A 19,711-nucleotide genomic window follows, 5' to 3' on the forward strand; every position below is an offset into this window, starting at 1 on the left:
CGGCAACGCCTGACAATCGCAATTTCGACGTCGGGCAGCAGGCCCGATCCGGAACCGTTTCTTAACCCTGTTCTGTCAAGACTTCGGCTGCGATTTGCCTGACCTTTAGAGTTTTGCGTGTTCATCATGGCGGTCATAGAAACAGCGGAGAAGATGCTGCCCGCGGGTCTGCGCCCGATCGGCAGCCGTACGCTGCGCATGCTTGCGGCCTTGCTCACCGAACGCGGAGAGAAGGCCGCCGCCCAGCGCATGGCGCTGACGGCCTTTTCGATCCGCATCCTCAGTGCAGCCCTTGCCTTCGTCTCCCAGATCGTGCTTGCCCGGCTGATGGGCGAATATGAATACGGCATATTCGTTTTCGTCTGGGTCCTGGTCGTCGTCTTCGGCGATCTCTCCTGCCTTGGTTTCCACACGGCAATCGTTCGCTTCCTGCCGCAATACAGGGCAGCCGGCGCCTTCGAGGAAATCCGCGGCCTGACCGGCACGGCGCGCATCTTTGCGCTGCTTTCCGGCACGGCGGTGCTCGTCGCCGGCATGCTCGGACTGCATTTCTTCGGCCATATGATCCAGGTCTATTATCTCATCCCGATCTTCCTCGGCCTGCTCGCCATGCCGATGATCGCGCTCGGCGACATTCTGGAAGGCACGTCGCGGGCGAACCATTGGCCGGTGATGGCGCTGAGCCCGGTCTATATCGTCCGCCCGATCCTCATCATCGCCTTCATGCTGATCGCCATTGCCATCGGCGCCGAGCATACGGCCGTCACCGCGATGCAGGCAGCGCTCGCCGCGACCTTCGTCACCGCACTTGGCCAGTATGCCGCAACGCTCTATCGCCTTCGACGGCATTATGACGAAGGCCCGCGCAAGGTCGAATTCCTCGCCTGGTTCAGCGTCGCCTTTCCGATTTTTCTGATCGAGGGCGTGAGCTTCCTGCTCACCAATTCCGATGTCGTCGTCGTCGGCATCTTCCTGGAGCCGCACGACGTCGCCATCTACTTCGCCGCCGCCAAGACGATGGCGCTAGTGCATTTCATCAATTTCTCGGTCAAGGCAGCCTCCGGCCCGCGCTTTTCCTCGATCATCGCCGAAGGCGACCATGCACAGCTGGCGGTCGCCGCCGTCGACGCCGCCCGCTGGACCTTCTGGCCGGCGCTCGGGGTCGGCCTTGCGGTGCTCGGCGCCGGACATCTGCTGCTGTCGCTGTTCGGCGGCGCCTTCACATCAGGTTATGTGGTGATGGCGATCCTGCTCGCCGGCATCCTCGCTAAGGCGTTGGTCGGCCCGGCCGAAACGTTGCTGATGATGGCCGGCAAGCAGAACCTCTGCGTTGCGCTCTATGTCGGCGCATTGGCCGCCAATGTCGGCCTCAACCTTGCTTTGATCCCGCATTACGGCATCGAAGGCACCGCGATTGCCACGGCCTCGGCCATGGCGGTCGAGGCGATCCTGCTGCATCTCGCCGTGCGCCGCGCGCTCGGCATCGTCCTTTTCGCCTTCGCCAGCCCCTCCGCCGCAACGCCAGAAATGAGAGTTCGATAGATGGTGCGTATTCCCCCCGTTACCGAAAGCACCGACAGCATCGCCAACCGCATGGTGCATGATCTCGCTGCGCTGAATTTCGAAGCGCCGCGGGCCGAGGCGCGCGCCGAGATCGGCCGGCCGGGGCGCGAGCTCTGCCTCTATCCCGGCAAGCTCGGCTATGAGCTTCAGGAAGAGCTCGATTTTCTCTCCAACCGGGCGATGGAGCCGAACGTCTTCTTCTCCGGCCGCTTCCTTGCACCCGCCATGCCGCGGCTCGAAGACCGGCAGGTGAACTTCGCCCTGATCCGCGACCACAATGGCGGCGGCCGCAGCCGCATGCGCTTCCTGATGCCGTTTTCGATCGACAAGCCGGGCTTTGCCGTCGGCCCGTCGATCATCCGCGGCTGGTCGAACAGTTTCGGTCCGCTCGGCACGCCGCTCGTCGACAGCGAGGATGCCGCCGAAACCCTCGACAATCTCTTCGAGGGGCTGATCGCGCGCGATCTCAATCTGCCCGGCATACTGGTTCTGCCGGATCTCAGGCTGAACGGCATCTTCGTGCGCATGCTCAAGGCCGTGGCGCTCAGCCGCAATCTCCCCGTCACTGTCACCAATCCCTATCTGCGCCCGATGCTGCAGAGCGACGAAGAGGCGCCGGCCTATCTCAGCAAAACCGTCTCCTCCTCGCATATGCGCGAGATGCGCCGCCAATGGCGCCTGCTGGAGGAACAGGGAACGGCGGTCTATGCCGTCGCCCGCCAGCCGCGCGAAATCCATATCCGCTTCGAGGAATTCCTGGCAATGGAAGCCGGCGGCTGGAAGGGCAAGCGGCGAAGCGCGCTCGTCACCGATCGCTACCACACGGCCTTCGCCCGCGAGGCGGTATCGAATCTTGCCGCCGTCGATGCCGTGCGTGTTCACACGATCGATCTCAACGGCAAGGCGATCGCCGCCATCGTCGTGCTGATAATGGGCGGCGAAGCCTATACCTGGAAGACCGCCTATGACGAAAACTATGCCCGTTATTCGCCGGGCAAGCTGTTGATGAGCGAACTGACCGAATGGCATCTCGACGACGCCAATATCGTCCGCTCCGATTCCTGTGCCGTCTCTGACCACCCGATCATGAGCCGCTTCTGGCGGGAGCGTGAAGAGATGGGAACACTGGTGATCGGCCTGACGCAGAACAGCGACCGCGACATGCGCCAGGTCACAGCCCAACTGCACATGTACCGCAGCACCCGCAACATGGCGAAGATGCTGCGCGAAAAGATCATGTCGCTGGCCGGCCGGGGCTAGAGCCCTTCCTGGTCAGCTTGAAGCATTCTGTTGGCTCAAACGGAGTCGGATGGTCGACCGGCCGGCGCGCGTCGTAGCCCAGTTCTACGGCCAAGCCGGCCGGTCGATCAGGCGGCCCGTTTCAGCCAACCCGAAGGGCCGGGCATCTTTGCGCCAGGATCAGAGGCGATCGGCTCGGACGTACCTTGGGGTATGCCCTTCGCCAATCGCCTCTGCCCTGACGAAAACCTGCTCCGGCAGAATGCTTCAAGCTGACCAGGAAGGGCTCTAACCTTCGGCCGCCGCCCTCTCGCGCAGCAGCCGGCGGATCACCTTGCCGGTGGTGGTCAGCGGCAGGGCATCGATGAATTCCACCTCGCGTGGATATTCGTGCATCGAAAGCCGCGTCTTCACCCATTCCCTGATATCGGCGGCCAGCGCCTCGCTTGGCGGATGGCCCGGTGACAGCACGATATAGGCCTTGACGATCTCGGTGCGCACGGCATCGGGTTTGCCGACGGCCGCGGCAAGCTGCACGGCGGGATGGCCGATCAGGCAGTCTTCGATCTCGGCCGGGCCGATGCGGTATCCCGACGAGGTGATGACGTCGTCGTCGCGGCCTTCGAAGGTGACGTAGCCCTCGCTGTCCTGCCGGCCGATATCGCCGGTGAGCAGCCAGCCTTTGGCGAATTTTTTCTCGGTCGCCGCCGCATCGTCCCAATAGCCGAGGAACATCACTGGGTCGGGACTGGCGATGGCGATCTGGCCCGGTTCGCCCACGGACAATTCGTCGCCCGCCTCGCTGACGATCGCGACGCGATGCCCGGGCACCGCCCGTCCGATGGCGCCTGCCTTGGTGACACCATAGGCACCACTTGAAGCGAGCACGAAATTGCACTCCGTCTGGCCGTAGAATTCGTTGACGGTGATGCCGAGCGTGCGCCGCGCCCATTCATAGGTCTCGCGGCCGAGCGCCTCCCCGGCCGAACCGATGGTGCGCAGCACCAGATCGTATTTGGACAGCGGATCGGCAACGGATCGCATCAGCCGCAACGCCGTCGGCGGAATGAAGGCATTCCGCACCTTCATCTCCGCCATGATGCGGTAGGCCATGTCGGCATCGAATTTCTGCGCCGGCGACGAGACAACAGGGACGCCGAGCAGCAGGCTCGGCAGCAGCGCATTGAGCAGCCCGCCGGCCCAGGCCCAATCGGACGGCGTCCAGACCTTGTCGCCGGCTCGTGGAAACCCCTCATGGGCAAACTGCATGCCGGGAATATGGCCGGGCAGGACGCGGTGGCCATGCAACGCACCCTTCGGCGGCCCGGTCGTTCCCGAAGTGAAGATCATCAGCGCCGGATCGTCCGGGCCGGTCCTGGCGGCGTCGAAGACGGGGGAATGGCCACTCACCAGATCACCAAAGGCAGCCGCATCGGCACTCGCCCCGTCGATGCTGACCACGTGCTTCAGCATCGGCAGGCGACCGCGGATCTGCCGGATGCGCTCGAGGCCGAAGCCATTGGTGATAGCGGCCGCCACGCCTGCCGCCTTCAGCCGGTATTCCAGCGCCTCGACGCCGAAGAGCAGCGCCAGCGGCAGCGCAATCGCGCCGGTCTTGTAGATCGCTACATGCGCGATCACCGTCTCGAAGGATTGTGGCAAGAGCAGCGCGACGCGATCGCCGCGTTTGATACCAAGCGAAACGAGCGCATTGGCGAAGGCCGAGGACTGGTCGGCGAGCGCGCGATAAGTCATTGCGCGGTGACGGCCATCCGGGCTGAAATGTTCGAGGCAGACGCGCGCCGGCGCCCGGGCCGCCCAGTCGTCGCTGACGGCGCGGCCGATATTGAAAACTTCGGGAACCCGCCACGAGAAATCGCGATAGAGATCGTCGTAGCGATCATGGGGCGGCAGTATCATAGGCGAAATCCGGTGAATGTTGCACCAGCTAACACCTTGTGCTGTAAATGCGCAAGCGGCCGGTCCGGGCGGCGATCACAAGCGCGGCTTCACAGCCCATCACGCATTGTTGTGCGCATGGCAGAACGGATTCTTCGCCAAGCGCCCTGCGACTTTGCCGGTTTCCGCACTAGATCTTGGGAAGCCGCCTGGGGGCATCGGAATTGGGTCCGCCAATTCATCACGGAGTCGTTTCATGGAATACGCGAAATTTGGAAAGACCGGTCTGGAAGTGTCGAAAATCTGCCTCGGCTGCATGACCTTCGGCGATCCCGGCCGCGGCAATCATGCCTGGAGCCTCAGGGAAGAGGAAAGCCGAGCGATGATCAGGCAGGCGATCGACCTCGGCATCAATTTCCTCGACACCGCCAATACCTATTCCAACGGTTCTTCAGAAGAGATCGTCGGCCGCGCCATAAAAGATTTCGCCAAGCGCGAGGACATCGTGCTGGCAACCAAAGTGTTCAACCGCATGCGGCCGGGTCCCAACGGCGCCGGCCTGTCGCGCAAGGCGATCTTCGACGAGATCGAAAACAGTCTGCGCCGCCTCGGCACCGACTATGTCGACCTCTACCAGATTCACCGTTTCGACTATACGACCCCGATCGAGGAAACGCTGGAGGCGCTGCACGACGTCGTCAAATCGGGCAAAGCGCGTTATATCGGCGCCTCCTCCATGTATGCCTGGCAGTTCGCCAAGGCGCTTTACGTCTCCAGGCTGAACGGCTGGACCGAATTCGTCAGCATGCAGGATCACCTCAACCTGCTCTACCGCGAGGAAGAGCGGGAAATGCTGCCGCTCTGCGAGGATCAGAAGATCGCCGTCATCCCCTGGAGCCCGCTTGCCCGCGGCCGCCTGACCCGCGACTGGGACGAGACGACCGCACGCAGCGAAACCGACGAATTCGGCAAGACGCTCTATACCCAGTCCATCGATGCCGACCGCAGAATAGTCGAGGCCGTCGCCGAGATCGCCAAGGCCCGCGGCATCTCCCGCGCCCAGGTGGCAACCGCCTGGATCCTGCAGAAGAGTGCGGTGACCGCCCCAATCATCGGCGCGTCCAAGCCGAACCACCTGACCGACGCTGTTGCCTCGCTCTCGGTGAAGCTTGCCGCCGAGGAAATCGCGGCCCTGGAAGCACCCTACATCCCGCACGCGATCGCCGGCTTCAAGTAGTCGCTGGTCGGCTGCCGGGGTCGAGCTGCCGGCGCATCGTCACCAGGAACTGCTCGGCAAGCGCCCGGTCCTCGACCGCGCGGGCGAGAATGACGGCGCCCATCATCGAGGAGAGCGTCGTCGCGGCATTGGCGCGGCGTTCTTCTTCGGTCTCGCCGGGAACGATATCGGCGAGCGTGTCGACCAGCACGGATAGCCCGTCGCTAAAGACTGCGCGGACAGCGCCGCGGCTGCGGCTCACCTCCTGGATCAACGTTGCGAAGACGCAGCTGCCGCCCGGATCGTCGACCGTACGCCAGTGGATATAATGGTCGAGAAGTGCAGCCAGCGGCCGGTCCGGCGCTTCGGCGATATGCTCCTTCCAGCGCGTTTCCACCCTGTCGATCAGCTTGCGGCTGACCTCCAGCGCCAGATCGTCCTTCGAATCGAAATGACCGTAGAAGCCGCCATGGGTCAGGCCCGCCGCCTTCATGATGTCGGCGACGCCGACGCCATCGAAACCGTTTTCGCGGAAAAGCACGCCGGCAACGCTCAGGATCTTTTCGCGGTTTTCGGCAAATTTTTCGCGGCTGACCCGCATTGTCGTCTCCAGAAATAGTCGCTTGACAAAATATATGACGTCCATCATCAATACGCAAGAAATATGATGGCCATCATGTAAATCGGCCTGTATCTTCCCGAAGCTGAATTCGAACGGAATCTTGCCCATGGTTTCCACAGCCCTCGCCTCCACCCTCGCCCGGCGCAACATCCATTACGGCTGGGTCGTCGTTGCCGCCACCTTCCTCACCATGCTGGTCACCGCCGGCGCCATGGGCGCACCCGGCGTGCTCATCAAGCCGCTGCAGGACGAGTTCGGCTGGGAGACCTCGCAGATTTCCTCGGCGCTGGCGATCCGTCTGATCCTGTTCGGCTTCATGGGACCGTTCGCCGCGGCCTTCATGAATTATTTCGGCGTGCGCAAGGTCATCGTCTTCGCGCTGGCGCTGATCGGCGCCGGCTTCATCGGCTCGCTGTTCATGACGACGCTGTGGCAATTGCTGCTGCTCTGGGGCATCGTCGTCGGCTTCGGCACCGGCCTGACGGCCATGGTGCTCGCCGCGACGGTCTCCTCACGCTGGTTTACCAAGCACCGAGGCCTGGTCGTCGGCATGCTTTCGGCAAGCTCGGCCACCGGCCAGCTCGTCTTTTTGCCGCTGATGGCGGAGTTGACGGAACGTTATGGCTGGCGCTCGACGGTGTTTTTCGTCTGCGCCATGATCATGGTCGCGGCCCTTGCCGTGCTGGCTTTCATGCGCGACCGCCCGGCCGACCTCAACCTGCCGGCTCTCGGCGAAACGCAGGTCACGCCGCCGCCGGCAAGCACCTCGCTCGGCGTCGCGTTGATGACGCCGATCACCGTGCTTAAGGAAATCTCGAAGACCTCGACCTTCTGGATCCTCTTTGCCACCTTCTTCATTTGCGGGCTCAGCACCAACGGTCTCATCCAGACCCATTTCGTCACCCTGTGCGGCGATTTCGGCATCGTTCCGGTGGCGGCCGCCAGCGTGCTGGCGGTCATGGGCATCTTCGATTTCTTCGGCACCATCGGCTCCGGCTGGCTGTCCGACCGCTTCGACAATCGCTGGCTGCTGTTCTGGTATTACGGTCTGCGCGGCCTGTCGCTACTCTACCTGCCCTTCAGCGATTTCAGCTTCTACGGCCTTTCCATCTTCGCCGTCTTCTACGGCCTCGACTGGATCGCCACCGTGCCGCCGACCGTCAAGATCGCCGCCGATCGCTTCGGCCGCGAAAAGGTCGGCCTCGTCTTCGGCTGGGTCTTTGCCGGCCATCAGCTGGGAGCCGCCACCGCCGCCTATGGCGCCGGCCTCTCGCGCACCGAGCTGTCGAGCTACCTGCCCGCCTTCTTCGTCGCCGGCGCCTTCTGCCTGTTGGCCTCGATCCTGGCAATCACGCTGAAGAAGTCCGGCCTGAGCAATCCCGCGCCCGCCGCCGCCCACTGACACAAACAGGATCCGGCCTCGAAACGAGGCCGGGTTCTCCACCGGATCAGTCCGATAACTTCGCCCAACCGTCTTGCGCGCGCGGGCGCTCGCATGTTAGACAGCCGCCCGGTCCGTATCCGTTGCCCCATTGGCGGAATTGGTAGACGCGCTCGACTCAAAATCGAGTTTCGAAAGAAGTGCTGGTTCGACCCCGGCATGGGGCACCAGCCTTCGCTCTGCGAGCTTTGGCGCGGCAGGCCGAAGAGCAGCTAAGCGAAAGCGGACTGGTCCGGTAATGCTCCGGTTAGCTGCACATTATCTTCGCGTGCAGGTGAAACTACTTATTCTTCAGCAGCCACATCTTGCCGGCCATGGTGATGCCGTAGACGTCTTTTGAAACGTCGTCATCCAGGTGCCGCCGCTCAAGGAAACCCGGCTCCTTCAACTCGCCCAGCGTCTTGGCAGTAACTGATTTAATTTTCTGCGGCCGCTCTTTCCAACGGTCGGTTTTTGCGTAAGTCACTGTCGCGTTCTGGTGCGTCCATTTATTGGCCGGCTGGGGATAAAGGTCTCCATCCCTGGCGAGTTTGAGGGCGGCAATCTGGGACGGTGTAAGCTCAATCATAGTGATAATCCTGTGCGGGAGGTGTTTGCGCCGGGAGCGCGCATATACCAAAGGCGTGCTCATAACACCGACGGACCACTTCCACCACCCATTCAGATCGTCCTGCCGCGAAAGGCGAAAACCCGGCTTGTGGAACCGGGCTTCGTCCTTGTCGCATATTCCAGTTAATTGCAGCGTCTCACCGTCTTGGTGACCTCGCCTTCGTCGGTCTGGCGGGTGACGCTCCTGGTTTCGCAGCCGTTATCGCGATAGCGGCGGTGCTCACGTTCGCGCACCGCACCGAAAGTGACGCCACGCTCGCTGATGGTGATGCCGGGCCTTACTCGCTCATGACGATAACCGTCATCATAGGAACGCTCCCTGACATAGACGCTGTCGGCGAGAACAGGCGCTGCAAACGAGCAGGCGGCAAGGGCCGCCACAGTACAGTTGAGGATGATCTTCCGCATGTCGTTTCTCCTTTCTTGATGAAGGGGCAACGAGGTAGGACGCAACTGGTTCCGATATCGGTAACCGTCCGATCGTGCCACGGACGACGATAGACGATGCCTGCGGCTGGCCGCCCAGGACTGAGAACGAAGGCATCGCAACTCAAATCACCTGTTTAATTTTGCCTGCGCTTCGTCCAAAGTGGCCGCCGCTACACAAGAGAGGGCGGACGTGCATCAGGAAGTAGGACTCATTGCGACGGTTGCCGTCAGTTTTGTTTTCGCCGCGATCCTGGGCTACGGCGCCGATCGGCTCCGGCTGCCGCCGCTCGTCGGCTACCTGATGGCCGGCATCCTGATGGGGCCGTTCACCCCGGGCTTCGTCGCCGACACCGCCCTTGCCGGCCAGCTCGCCGAAATGGGCGTCATCCTTCTGATGTTCGGCGTCGGCCTGCATTTTTCCGCCTCCGACCTGCTCGCCGTGCGCGGCATCGCCGTGCCGGGCGCGATCGGGCGGATCATTCTCGCCACCCTGCTCGGCGTCGGCCTTTGCCGACTCTGGGGCTGGAGCCTCGGCGCCGGCATCGTCTTGGGCCTCAGCCTGTCCGTGGCGAGCACCGTCGTTCTCTTGAAGGCGCTGGAGGAGCGCAATCTCGTCAACGCGCCAAGCGGACGCGTCGCCGTCGGCTGGCTGATTGTCGAGGATCTGGTGATGGTGCTGGCGCTGGTGCTGCTGCCGGCGCTCGCGGAGCTTCTGGGTGGCAACGCCGCCGATACGACCAACCACGGCCTCGGCGACCTGCCGCTGGTGCTGACGATCGGCCTCACACTCTTGAAGGTGGCGGCCTTCGCCGCTATGGCGATCTTCCTCGGCCCTCGCATCGTGCCCTGGCTGCTGACGATGATCGCCCGCACCGGTTCGCGTGAGCTGTTCACGCTGACGGTCCTGGCGATCGCGCTCGGCATCGCCTTCGGCTCGGCGGCAATCTTCGGCGTTTCCTTTGCGCTCGGCGCATTTTTTGCCGGCGTCGTCATGAGCGAATCCCAGCTCAGCCACAGGGCGGCCGCCGATTCGCTGCCGCTGCAGAATGCCTTCTCCGTGCTGTTCTTCGTCTCCGTCGGCATGCTCTTCGACCCCTCGATCTTGGTGCGCCAGCCGCTGGCCGTGATCGGCGCGCTGGCGCTCGTCATCCTCGGCAAGGGCATCATCACCTTCCTGATCGTCATCCTGCTCAGATATCCGATCGGCCTGGGGCTGACATTGGCCGGCGGCCTTGCCCAGATCGGCGAATTCTCCTTCATCCTCGCCGGCCTCGGCGTGTCGCTCGGGCTTCTGCCGCATGAGGGCCAGGATCTGATCCTGGCCGCCGCAATCCTGTCGATCACGCTCAACCCGATCGTGATCCTGGCGACCGACGGACTGAAGAAATATGCCCATTCGACATGGCCCTCCCTTTGGGAAAACTACGGCCGAAAGAGGCAGAAGGCGCTCGGCAAGGAACTGGAAAAGATCAGGGCGCTCGGCGAGGAGCGCGAACGCCAGCATCAGCTGAAGATGCAGCAGCTGATCGAGACTTTCCCATTGTTCTCCGAGGTCGACGAGGACGCGCAGGAGGAGCTGCTGCTGCTCTTCAAGGCAAAGTCCGCTCCACCCGGCGAACGTGTCATCCGCCGCGGCGACCGTGGCGACGGCATGTATTTCATCTCTTCAGGGGCGGTGGAAGTCCGGCTTGCCAGCGGCGCGATTCGCCTGGAACCGGGCGCCTTCTTTGGCGAAATGGCGCTTCTCACCGGCGGACGGCGCACCGCCGACGTCATCGCCGTCGACTTCTGCCAGTTCGAGGTGCTAGAGCGACGCGACTTCAACATGTTCATGGCGCGTCATCCCAATCTGCGCGCCGCCGTCAGCGAGATGGCCCAGAAGCGCACGGAGATGAACGTCCTGCGGCAGCAGTGGGAAAAGTCGATGGACCTGTCGTGAAACGCAAACCGCGGTGGGATGAAATCCCCAGCTGCAAACACGCTGTCTATGAACGTCTCAGCGCGCCGGCCAATAACCATCGGAGCGGAAATCCTCGGGGATCGGGTCGAGCCGCGACAAGGCTTCCGCTGCGAAATCGATCTGCAGCGACAGGTGTTTGAGAGCCGCCAGCATCGGCATGCCGGTCGCAAACTCGCGGATGCGCGACAGGTGATAGCCGCTTTCGCTGAGCCGCCGCGCCGCCTCCCGGCGTACATCCTCCCGGCTCGGCCTGCCGCGCTCTTCGGCCTGGACATTCATTTCCACGGCCCGCCCAAGGCCGCCTTCGATCACTTTGAACATTCTTTTGCCACCCTGCACGTCGACCTAGAAACAGCTTGCCGCAGAATGGCCGATTCGCAATCCCGTGAAATCTAGGGAGAGCCGTCGACGCCCCGCATCACGAAAATTTTTGGATGGCGGTGGCACGAAGGACACGGGCGAGCATTTACAGCGCCGCGCATGGCCCCTAAAGCTTTTTGCACTGCAACAGGAAGGAAACGGAATGCTCCGCAGACTTTACGACTGGACCATGTCTTTGGCCTCGCGCAAATCGGCCGAAGTCTGGCTCGCCGTCATCGCCTTCGTCGAAAGCTCCGTCTTTCTCGTCCCCGCTGATGTGCTCTTCCTGCCGATGGCGCTGGCCAAGCCGGAACGCACCTATCGTTATGCCCTGATTGCCACCGTCGCCTCCGTGCTCGGCGGCATCGCCGGCTGGGCGCTCGGCTATTACGCCTATGAGACGGTGGCGCGGCCGGTTCTCGAATTCTATGGCAAGCTCGAAGCCTTCGAGCAGATGAAGGCCTATGTCACCTACGAGACGATCCTGCTGCTGCTCGTCACCTCAGGTCTCGCACATCTGCCGCCGATCAAAATCGTCACGATCCTGTCCGGCGTCATCCACGTCAATCTGGGTCTTTTCATTGTTTCGGCGATCGTTGCGCGCGGCGCGCGTTTCCTCTTCCTTGCTTGGCTGCTGCGCCGCTACGGAGAGCCGATCCGGGATTTCATCGAGAAACGCCTCGGCCAGATCGTCGGCATCGGTGCCGGTGCCGTGATCGTGCTATACGTCGGCTACCGCTCTTTCGCTCATTAGGCCCAACTTGCGGAGTTCCGCCATGACTGCCACTTCTTCTCCGCTCGCCCGCGCCGGCTTTACCTATTCCCTGTTGCTCGCGATCGGCATGGCGGCCGTTGTCGGCACGGCGCTCGGGTTCCAATATATCGGCGGCTATATTCCCTGTGCGCTCTGCCTGCTGCAGCGCCAACCTTATTATTACGCCATCCCGATCGCCATTCTCGCCGCCATCTCCGAACTCGTCGGCCTGCCGAATTGGATCACCCGCGCGCTCATCCTCGCGGCCGGCATGCTGATGCTGGTCACGGCTGGCATGGGCGTCTACCACGCCGGCGTCGAATGGCATTTCTGGCCGGGGCCGGCCACCTGCTCGACGACGGCAAGCAGCATGACGACCAATGCCGGCGATCTGCTCGGCGAACTCAATACGATCAAAGGCCCATCCTGCACCGATGCGGCGCTCAGGGTCCTCGGCCTGTCTTTTGCGGGCTGGAACGTGATTGCGGGGATCCTGCTCGCAGCCTTCGCCTTTGTCGGCGTCCGCAAGGCTGCGTAAGCAATCCGATCAAGGCTGCAGTTCGGTATCCCAGTAGAGATAATCGAGCCAGCTATCATGAAGATAGTTCGGCGGGAACAGCCGGCCGTTATTGTGCAGATCCTGCACCGTCGGCTGATAGGGCTTCTGCGACGGGAACATGCCTGCCTGCTTGGGAAGCTTGCTGCCCTTGCGCAGATTGCAGGGCGAACAGGCTGCCACGACATTCTCCCAGGTCGTCTCGCCGCCATGGGCGCGCGGGATGACATGGTCGAAGGTCAGGTCGTCATGGGCGCCACAATACTGGCATTCGAACCGGTCACGCAGGAAGACGTTGAACCGGGTGAAAGCAGGATTGCGGGATGGCTGAACGTAAGTCTTCAGGCACACGACACTCGGAAGCCGCATCGAGAAACTCGGTGAGGACACCGAATGCTCATATTCTGCGATGATGTTCACACGGTCGAGAAATACCGCCTTGATCGCGTCCTGCCAGGACCACAGCGACAAGGGGTAATAACTCAGCGGCCGGTAGTCAGCGTTCAGAACGAGCGCTGGCAGGGCCTGGGGGGAGACTGCAATCGTCAAGGGACTCTCCTGATCGATTCGGCATCTGCACCTGTATATTAGGCCGGTTGTTACAGGATTGTGAAGTCCAATAAATTCAGAGGATAAAGGCAATTTGAAGAGTGTTGCCGATCAGCCGGTCGGCACCAGGTCGCGGCGCGTTTTCGCGGCGTAATAGGCCCAGAAAAGCCGGGCCGCCACGGAGCGCCACGGCGACCAGGCTTCCGAAAGCTCGGCAAGCGCCTTCGCCTGCGGCCGCGCCGCGAGACCGAATGCCGCACCGACGGCATTCTGCAGCGCCACATCGCCGGCCGGAAAGACGTCGGCATGGCCGCCACAGAACATCAAATAGACCTCCGCCGTCCACGGACCGACGCCCTTGAGCGCCGTGAGTTCACCAAGCGCTTCATCAGGCGGCTTCAGGCAGAGCCCGGAAAGATCGAGGCGGCCGGAGGCAACGGCTTCAGCGATCCGCGACAGCGTCTCGGCCTTGGCGCGCGACAACCCGAATTCCCGCCATGCCTCGGAATGAAGCAGCGTGTAGCCTTCGGCGGTCAGCAACCCGTCCGCCGGCAGCATCCGCCGCCAGATCGCCTCGGCGCTAGCGCGCGATACCATCTGCGAGACGATGATATGGGCAAGGCCGGCAAAACCGGGTTCGCGCAGCCGCAACGGAAGCGGCCCGATATCCGCTGCGATCGGCGCAAGACGCGGATCGAGGCCAAGCAGCGCTTCCAGCCCCCACCTGACGTCGTCGTCGTTGCGGATGATCTGCACATTTCCTCCCAGTGGTTCGAAACTGAAATCCGTGGCAGAAGAAAGCATGATCACGAGTGAGCGTCAAAAACCTGTATTTCGTTTTGCGCCGAGCCCGAACGGACAGTTGCATCTCGGCCATGCCCTCTCGGCCCTCTTGAACCGCGACATGGCGGAGGCCTGGCATGGCCGCCTGCTGCTGCGGATCGAGGACATCGACCAGGCGCGCTGCACGCCCGAGTTCGAGGCCGGCATCCTCAGGGATCTCGACTGGCTGGGAATTGGCTGGGAAAGTCCGGTGCGGCGCCAGTCGGAACATTTCGCCGAATATCAGGCGGCGCTGCATGCGCTGATCGAGCGCGGCCTGGTCTATCCGGCCTTCCTGACGCGCGGTGAGGTGAAGGCGCGCGTCGCCGCCTATGAGGCGGCTGGTGAAACCTGGCCGCGCGATCCCGACGGCACGCCGCATTATCCCGCCAACGATCGCGAGCGCCCGGAAGACGAATGGCGGGACATGCTGGCCTCGGGCAGGAAACATGCCTGGCGGCTCGATATGCGCAAGGCGCTCGCGCTGACCGGCGAGCTGCTGTTCTGGACGGAAACCGGCGACGGCAGATCAGGCGAGATCGCCGCCGAGCCTGAAGCCTGGGGCGATGTCATCCTGTCGCGCTCGGACGCCCCGTCGAGCTATCATCTGTCGGTGGTCGTCGACGATGCGCTGCAGGGTGTCAGCCATGTGGTGCGCGGCTTCGACCTCTTCCCGGCGACATCGGTGCACCGGCTGCTGCAGGTGCTGCTCGACCTGCCGCAGCCGCTCTATCACCATCATCGCCTCGTCCTGGATGCGCAGGGCCGCAAGCTTTCGAAAAGCGAAGGGGACAGTGGGCTTGCCGAATTGCGTGCCCGCGGCCTGTCAGGGGCCGATATTCGCTGCCTTGTCGGGCTCTGACGGCCTTTCGACACGCTCTCTGCCGACGATCGAAAGCGTATGCGAGAACATCCGGAAGACGCGGAATTTGATCAGCGCCGCATTGATCTCCGCCCCGATGATGAAGATGACGCCGACCATATAAAGGAAGATCAGCACGATCATGACGGAGGCGAGACCGGCATAGGTTGCCGTGTAATTGGCAAAGGTCGCCAGGTAATAGGCAAAGATCAGCGCGCCGGCGAGCCAGAGAAGCAGCGTCAGCAGCACCCCGGGGATGACGTCGAAGACCCGCCGCTTGCCGGCCGGCAGCCAGAGATGCATGACCAGCAGTCCGACGGTCAGAACCACCAGCGTGCCATAGATGCGCCAGCTGAAGACGATGTCGAGCGTATCGGCAAACAGCGGGAACCATTTCCTGGAATAATCGAGCGCCAGCGGCAGGGCGACGAGCAGAATGCTGATCGCCGTGAAGATGATGACCGCGATCAACACGTAGCCGAGGCTGGCGAGACGGGTGAAATACCAGGCCCGCGTTTCCTGCACCCGATAGGCGCGATTGAGCGAAATGCGCAGCGCCTCGACACCGTTCGAAGCGAAATAGGCGGCCGCCAGCACCGAGATCGTCAGCAGCCCGCCGCGCGGAATGGTCAGCACCTGCAGCACCTGGTCGGCGAGCGGCTTGGCGATCGCCTCGGGCCAGGTGTCGAAGATCAGATGGATGGCGGTCGAGGAGAACTGGTCGGCGCCGAGAAAGCTTGCAAGCGCCGTGCCGAAGATCAGGAAGGGGAAAACCGCAAGCAGGCTCGACAGCGCCACGTGGCTCGCCATGGCAAAGCCGTCATCCTCGATCATGTGACAGATCGCGTCATAGACCACGTCGTAGATCGTGCGCAGCACCTTCGGCATTCCGTCTCCGGCTTTCCAGATTGTATCCTCTGGCCGAATATGGGAAACGAGTCCCATTTTGTACAGGAATCATTCCATGGCGGGAGAGCGCACCATCGTCGTGACCGGATGTTCGTCCGGTATCGGCGCTCATTGCGCGCGGGCGCTGAAAGCCGATGGCTGGCGCGTCTTCGCGACGGTGCGCAAGCCGGACGATTTGGCGGCCTTGGAGGCAGACGGCATCGAAGCCTTCCTGATGGACTATGCCAGGCCCGAGACGATTTCCGACCTGGTCGGCGCGGTTCTCGAACGCAGCGGCGGCCGCATCGACGCGCTCTTCAACAATGGCGCCTACGGCCAGCCGGGCGCCGTCGAGGATCTTTCGACATCATCGCTGCGCGCCCAGTTCGAGGCGAATTTCTTCGGCTGGCACGAACTGACGCGGCAAATCATTCCGGCGATGCGCAGACACGGAGAGGGACGGATCGTGCAATGCTCGTCGATCCTCGGCGTCGTGCCCTATCGCTACCGCGGCGCCTATACCGCTTCCAAATTTGCGCTCGAAGGCCTCAGCATCACTTTGCGCATGGAGCTGCAGGGCAGCGGCATCCATGTGAGCCTGATCGAACCGGGGCCGATCGCCACGCGTTTCACCGCCAACGCGCTCGCAAAGATCAAGGAGCATATCGACGTCCGGAATTCGCCGCACGCGGCCGACTATATCAGACAACTGGCAAGGCTTGACGGATCGGGGCCGGTCAACCGCCACAAGCTTGGCCCGGAAGCGGTCTATTCCGTATTGAAGCGCGCATTGAACTCGAAAAATCCGAGGCCACATTATCCTGTAACGACTCCGGCTAAACAGGGCATGTTCCTGAAGCGGCTGCTTCCGGCAGACCTCTTCTACCGCCTGATGCGCTGGACGGACTGAGAAAGCTGAATGCCATGTCCACCGTCACCTATATCCTTGCGATCATCGTCATGGGCGCCGTCGCCCTCGTCCTGATCCGCGGCCTCTTCAACATGATGAAGGGCGGCGACGCCAACCGTTCCAACAAGCTGATGCAGCTTCGTGTCCTGCTGCAGGCAATCGCCGTCGTCCTGATTATGATCACGCTCTGGATCACCGGCGGCGGCCGGCCGAGCTGAGGTGACTAATGCAGCGGGGATTTCGATGATGGGTGCAGACAGGAATGACCGCGGAGAGGTGAGTGCCGGCTTGAGGAAGCACCCCGACGCGGTGTGCGTCAGTATGCCGGGGAGAGTTTGGCGAGAAGGCCAACCCCGCTCTCCGTCATCCTCGGGCTTGACCCGAGGATCCATGCCCGATGCCGCTGGTGGATGCGGTGTGGATGCTCGGGTCAAGCCCATTGCTGTCCGGTTGGCGCTGGTAGCTGCCCCTCACCCTAACCCTCTCCCCGTAAAAAACGGGGAGAGGGGACGTGCCCTGCGAGAGCGAGGTGGGAACGGCGAGGCCGCGGCATGTCCCTTCGCCCCGCAAGCGGGAGTCCGAAGGACGGGTCGAGACAGGTGGCTCGACCCCGGTCGGTGCCGGCAGGCGGATGAGGGGCTGCTGTCGACAATCTCACACGGCGCAAACGCCCTCCCCTCGACAGGCGGTGCGGCATGGTGAAACTCAACAAGATCTACACCAAAACCGGCGACGACGGCACGACCGGGCTGGTTTCCGGCCCGCGCCGGCCAAAAGACGATTTGCGCGTGGAAGCCTACGGGACGATCGACGAGGCCAATTCCGCGATCGGTCTGGCGCGGCTGCACACATCAGCCCTGCCCGAACTTGACGCCATGCTGATGTCGATCCAGAACGACCTCTTCGATCTCGGCGCCGATCTCGCCACGCCGGACACCGGTGAGACGCCGGCCTACGAACCGCTGCGGATCGTCGAGACTCAGGTCGATCGCGTCGAGCGCGATATCGATCAGCTGAACGCCGGTCTCGAGCCGCTGAAATCCTTCATCCTGCCGGGCGGCAGCCCCGCCGCCGCACATCTGCATCTTGCCCGCACGATTGCGCGGCGCGCCGAACGTTTGATGGTGGCGCTTGCCCGCACCGACGGCGAAATCGTCAGCGAGCCGGCAAGGAAATACGTCAACCGGCTCTCGGATTTCCTCTTCGTCGCGGCACGTCATGCAAATGACCGGGGCCAAGCGGATGTGCTTTGGGTTCCCGGAAAAAACAGATAGGCTTGCCGCGACGACGATCGCCGGGGGGCCTTAATGTTCATACCACTTCACGACGCCAACACGCTGAAACATATCAAGGTCCAGTGGGTGACGCTCTCGCTGATCGCACTGAATGTCGCAATCTGGCTCTTGACCAGCCTGGAGAGCGAGCAGGCAGCCCAGGCGACGACCGTCGGGCTCGGCTACATCCCGGCGATCGTCTTTGGCGACGCGGTGCTGGCGCAGGGGCTCGAAATCGTCCCGGAACCGCTGACTTACCTCACCTATGCCTTCGTCCACGCCGGCTTCTGGCATCTCGCCGGCAACATGATCTTCCTCTGGGTCTTCGGCGACAATGTCGAGGATGCGATGGGACATCTGCGCTTCCTGATGTTCTACCTCCTCTGCGCAGCCGCCGGCGCGCTCTGCCACGGCCTGCTAAGCATGACGTCGCAAGCGCCGCTGGTCGGCGCATCGGGGGCAGTCTCCGGCGTGGTTGCTGCCTATGTCATGCTGCATCCGCGCGTCAGGGTCTGGGTGCTGGTCTTCTTCCGTATACCGCTGCCGCTGCCGGCCTTCGTGCCGCTGCTTTTATGGATCGGCCAACAGTTCTTCATGCTGGCGATCACACCCGACGGCGATGTTTCCTGGGGCGCGCATGTCGGCGGCATCCTTGCCGGGGCTTTTCTGATCCTGGTGTTGCGCCGGCCCGGCGTGCCGCTCTTCGACCGGGAGATCGTCACGCCCCGCGCGGTGAGAAACGGCCCCGGCGCCGGTCCGGCCATTGCGGCCGGCACGAACGGGCGGACGACACAGCGCCTTCCCTGGGGTCGGCGCTGATCTGGCGATATTGATGTGAACGTAAACGTCATATATTGCCTAGGCAAATTGCCTATCGGCGTCATGGAAGCGTTGAATTTGGAGGAAAAACGCGTATCCATGTCGCCATTCGACCATCGGAGCAGCGCCTGAGCGCGCATTTTCTTAGAAAAGTCTCTGAAGCCAGTTTTCCCTGAAGGAAGGACCCCATGAAGATTCTCGTCCCAGTCAAACGGGTTGTCGACTACAACGTGAAGATCCGGGTGAAGCCGGATGGCACGGGTGTCGAGCTTGCCAATGTGAAGATGTCGATGAACCCGTTCGACGAGATCTCGGTGGAAGAGGCGCTGCGGCTGAAGGAAGCCGGCAAGGCCGAGGAAGTGGTGGTGGTGTCGATCGGCCCGGCCAAGGCCGAGGAGACGCTGCGCACCGCCCTTGCCATGGGCGCCGACCGGGCGATCCTGGTCGAGACCGATGATGCGGTCGAGCCGCTCGCCGTCGCCAAGATCCTGAAAGGTGTGGCCGAGGCCGAGCAGCCGGGCCTGATCATCGTCGGCAAGCAGGCGATCGACGACGATTCGAACCAGACCGGCCAGATGCTGGCAGCCCTGCTGGGCTCGGCCCAGGCAACCTTCGCCTCGAAGATCGAGATCGGTGATGGCAAGGCGCAGGTGACCCGCGAGGTCGACGGCGGCCTGCAGACGATCGAGATCAAGCTGCCGGCGGTGATCACCTCCGACCTCAGGCTGAACGAACCGCGTTATGCCTCGCTGCCGAACATCATGAAGGCGAAGAAGAAGCCGCTCGACAAGAAGGCGCCTGCCGATTTCGGCGTCGACACCACACCGCGGCTGAAGGTGTTGAAGACCGAGGAGCCGTCCGGCCGCAAGGCCGGCGTCAAGGTCAAGTCGGTCGCCGAGTTGGTCGACAAGCTGAAGAACGAAGCCGGCGTGCTGTAAT

Annotated in this window: 21 protein-coding genes and 1 tRNA gene; 14 read left to right on the plus strand and 8 right to left on the minus strand. The window is 62.7% G+C overall.

What is annotated here, in order from left to right:
* The first annotated feature begins 126 nt into the window (after nt 1–126).
* The gene (locus tag PO860_RS18385; RefSeq protein WP_273885808.1) at nt 127–1,542 is read left to right on the plus strand and encodes an oligosaccharide flippase family protein; all 1,416 of its coding nucleotides are present in this window, start codon (nt 127–129) and stop codon (nt 1,540–1,542) included.
* Nucleotides 1,543–2,823, plus strand: coding sequence for a GNAT family N-acetyltransferase (locus tag PO860_RS18390; RefSeq protein ID WP_273885809.1), 1,281 nt, complete (start codon nt 1,543–1,545; stop codon nt 2,821–2,823).
* Between the two features lie 267 nt (nt 2,824–3,090).
* On the opposite strand, the gene PO860_RS18395 is transcribed toward PO860_RS18390, so the two are convergent.
* Nucleotides 3,091–4,722: an AMP-binding protein gene (locus tag PO860_RS18395; RefSeq protein WP_272784967.1), complete on the minus strand. Its 1,632-nt coding sequence runs from the start codon at nt 4,720–4,722 to the stop codon at nt 3,091–3,093.
* A gap of 235 nt (nt 4,723–4,957) precedes the next feature.
* Between PO860_RS18395 and PO860_RS18400 the strand changes: the two genes are divergently transcribed.
* On the plus strand, nt 4,958–5,938 hold the full coding sequence (locus tag PO860_RS18400) for an aldo/keto reductase (protein ID WP_183608731.1): 981 nt from the start codon (nt 4,958–4,960) through the stop codon (nt 5,936–5,938).
* On the opposite strand, the gene PO860_RS18405 is transcribed toward PO860_RS18400, so the two are convergent.
* Entirely contained in the window at nt 5,931–6,518 is a 588-nt protein-coding gene (locus tag PO860_RS18405) for a TetR/AcrR family transcriptional regulator (protein WP_183608730.1), read from the minus strand. The genes PO860_RS18400 and PO860_RS18405 overlap by 8 nt on opposite strands.
* 127 nt (nt 6,519–6,645) lie before the next feature.
* Between PO860_RS18405 and PO860_RS18410 the strand changes: the two genes are divergently transcribed.
* Nucleotides 6,646–7,941: an MFS transporter gene (locus PO860_RS18410; RefSeq protein ID WP_272784966.1), complete on the plus strand. Its 1,296-nt coding sequence runs from the start codon at nt 6,646–6,648 to the stop codon at nt 7,939–7,941.
* 124 nt (nt 7,942–8,065) lie between these two features.
* Nucleotides 8,066–8,150: transfer RNA gene (locus tag PO860_RS18415), tRNA-Leu, on the plus strand.
* A gap of 110 nt (nt 8,151–8,260) precedes the next feature.
* Here the strand turns inward: PO860_RS18415 and PO860_RS18420 are convergent.
* Nucleotides 8,261–8,548 carry a hypothetical protein gene (locus PO860_RS18420; RefSeq protein WP_097622071.1) on the minus strand — a complete coding sequence of 96 codons (288 nt, stop codon included), beginning with the start codon at nt 8,546–8,548 and terminating at the stop codon, nt 8,261–8,263.
* Between the two features lie 164 nt (nt 8,549–8,712).
* Nucleotides 8,713–8,997 (minus strand): hypothetical protein, encoded by a 285-nt coding sequence (locus tag PO860_RS18425; RefSeq protein WP_126910578.1) that lies wholly within the window; start codon nt 8,995–8,997, stop codon nt 8,713–8,715.
* Nucleotides 8,998–9,208: 211 nt separating this feature from the next.
* Here PO860_RS18425 and PO860_RS18430 point away from each other — a divergent pair, with 211 nt between their 5' ends.
* A complete protein-coding gene (locus tag PO860_RS18430) occupies nt 9,209–10,957 on the plus strand; it encodes a cation:proton antiporter domain-containing protein (protein WP_183608728.1) in 1,749 nt (582 codons plus the stop codon).
* A 57-nt stretch (nt 10,958–11,014) separates the two neighbouring features.
* Here the strand turns inward: PO860_RS18430 and PO860_RS18435 are convergent, their stop codons facing one another.
* A complete protein-coding gene (locus PO860_RS18435; protein WP_183608727.1) occupies nt 11,015–11,299 on the minus strand; it encodes a hypothetical protein in 285 nt (94 codons plus the stop codon).
* A 202-nt stretch (nt 11,300–11,501) separates the two neighbouring features.
* Here PO860_RS18435 and PO860_RS18440 point away from each other — a divergent pair, with 202 nt between their 5' ends.
* Both PO860_RS18440 and PO860_RS18445 read left to right on the plus strand, forming a co-directional pair.
* A complete protein-coding gene (locus PO860_RS18440) occupies nt 11,502–12,092 on the plus strand; it encodes a YqaA family protein (RefSeq protein WP_183608726.1) in 591 nt (196 codons plus the stop codon).
* A gap of 22 nt (nt 12,093–12,114) precedes the next feature.
* A complete protein-coding gene (locus tag PO860_RS18445) occupies nt 12,115–12,630 on the plus strand; it encodes a disulfide bond formation protein B (protein ID WP_273883092.1) in 516 nt (171 codons plus the stop codon).
* 9 nt (nt 12,631–12,639) lie between these two features.
* Here PO860_RS18445 and PO860_RS18450 read toward each other — a convergent pair whose 3' ends face one another.
* Both PO860_RS18450 and PO860_RS18455 read right to left on the minus strand, forming a co-directional pair.
* Entirely contained in the window at nt 12,640–13,197 is a 558-nt protein-coding gene (locus PO860_RS18450; protein ID WP_077992002.1) for an HNH endonuclease, read from the minus strand.
* Between the two features lie 111 nt (nt 13,198–13,308).
* On the minus strand, nt 13,309–14,001 hold the full coding sequence (locus tag PO860_RS18455) for a DNA-3-methyladenine glycosylase family protein (RefSeq protein ID WP_272784962.1): 693 nt from the start codon (nt 13,999–14,001) through the stop codon (nt 13,309–13,311).
* Between PO860_RS18455 and gluQRS the strand changes: the two genes are divergently transcribed.
* A complete protein-coding gene (gene gluQRS, locus PO860_RS18460) occupies nt 14,000–14,881 on the plus strand; it encodes a tRNA glutamyl-Q(34) synthetase GluQRS (protein ID WP_273885811.1) in 882 nt (293 codons plus the stop codon). The genes PO860_RS18455 and gluQRS overlap by 2 nt on opposite strands.
* Here the strand turns inward: gluQRS and PO860_RS18465 are convergent.
* Nucleotides 14,846–15,769: a YihY/virulence factor BrkB family protein gene (locus PO860_RS18465; RefSeq protein ID WP_183608723.1), complete on the minus strand. Its 924-nt coding sequence runs from the start codon at nt 15,767–15,769 to the stop codon at nt 14,846–14,848. The two genes, gluQRS and PO860_RS18465, sit on opposite strands and share 36 nt — an antisense overlap.
* A gap of 76 nt (nt 15,770–15,845) precedes the next feature.
* Here PO860_RS18465 and PO860_RS18470 point away from each other — a divergent pair, with 76 nt between their 5' ends.
* The 5 genes from PO860_RS18470 (at nt 15,846) to PO860_RS18490 (ending at nt 19,710) form a co-directional block, all read left to right on the plus strand.
* A complete protein-coding gene (locus tag PO860_RS18470; RefSeq protein WP_183608722.1) occupies nt 15,846–16,679 on the plus strand; it encodes an SDR family oxidoreductase in 834 nt (277 codons plus the stop codon).
* A 14-nt stretch (nt 16,680–16,693) separates the two neighbouring features.
* Complete coding sequence (locus tag PO860_RS18475) at nt 16,694–16,897, plus strand: twin transmembrane helix small protein (RefSeq protein ID WP_097622081.1); 204 nt, start codon at nt 16,694–16,696, stop codon at nt 16,895–16,897.
* Between the two features lie 477 nt (nt 16,898–17,374).
* Nucleotides 17,375–17,953 carry a cob(I)yrinic acid a,c-diamide adenosyltransferase gene (locus PO860_RS18480; RefSeq protein WP_183608721.1) on the plus strand — a complete coding sequence of 193 codons (579 nt, stop codon included), beginning with the start codon at nt 17,375–17,377 and terminating at the stop codon, nt 17,951–17,953.
* 33 nt (nt 17,954–17,986) lie between these two features.
* Nucleotides 17,987–18,772 (plus strand): rhomboid family intramembrane serine protease, encoded by a 786-nt coding sequence (locus PO860_RS18485; RefSeq protein WP_272784958.1) that lies wholly within the window; start codon nt 17,987–17,989, stop codon nt 18,770–18,772.
* A gap of 188 nt (nt 18,773–18,960) precedes the next feature.
* Nucleotides 18,961–19,710, plus strand: coding sequence for an electron transfer flavoprotein subunit beta/FixA family protein (locus PO860_RS18490; protein ID WP_275037939.1), 750 nt, complete (start codon nt 18,961–18,963; stop codon nt 19,708–19,710).
* Nucleotide 19,711: the final 1 nt, after the last annotated feature.

The organism is Rhizobium binxianense, assembly GCF_028994275.1.
In the GTDB taxonomy this organism is placed as follows: Bacteria; Pseudomonadota; Alphaproteobacteria; order Rhizobiales; family Rhizobiaceae; genus Rhizobium; species Rhizobium binxianense.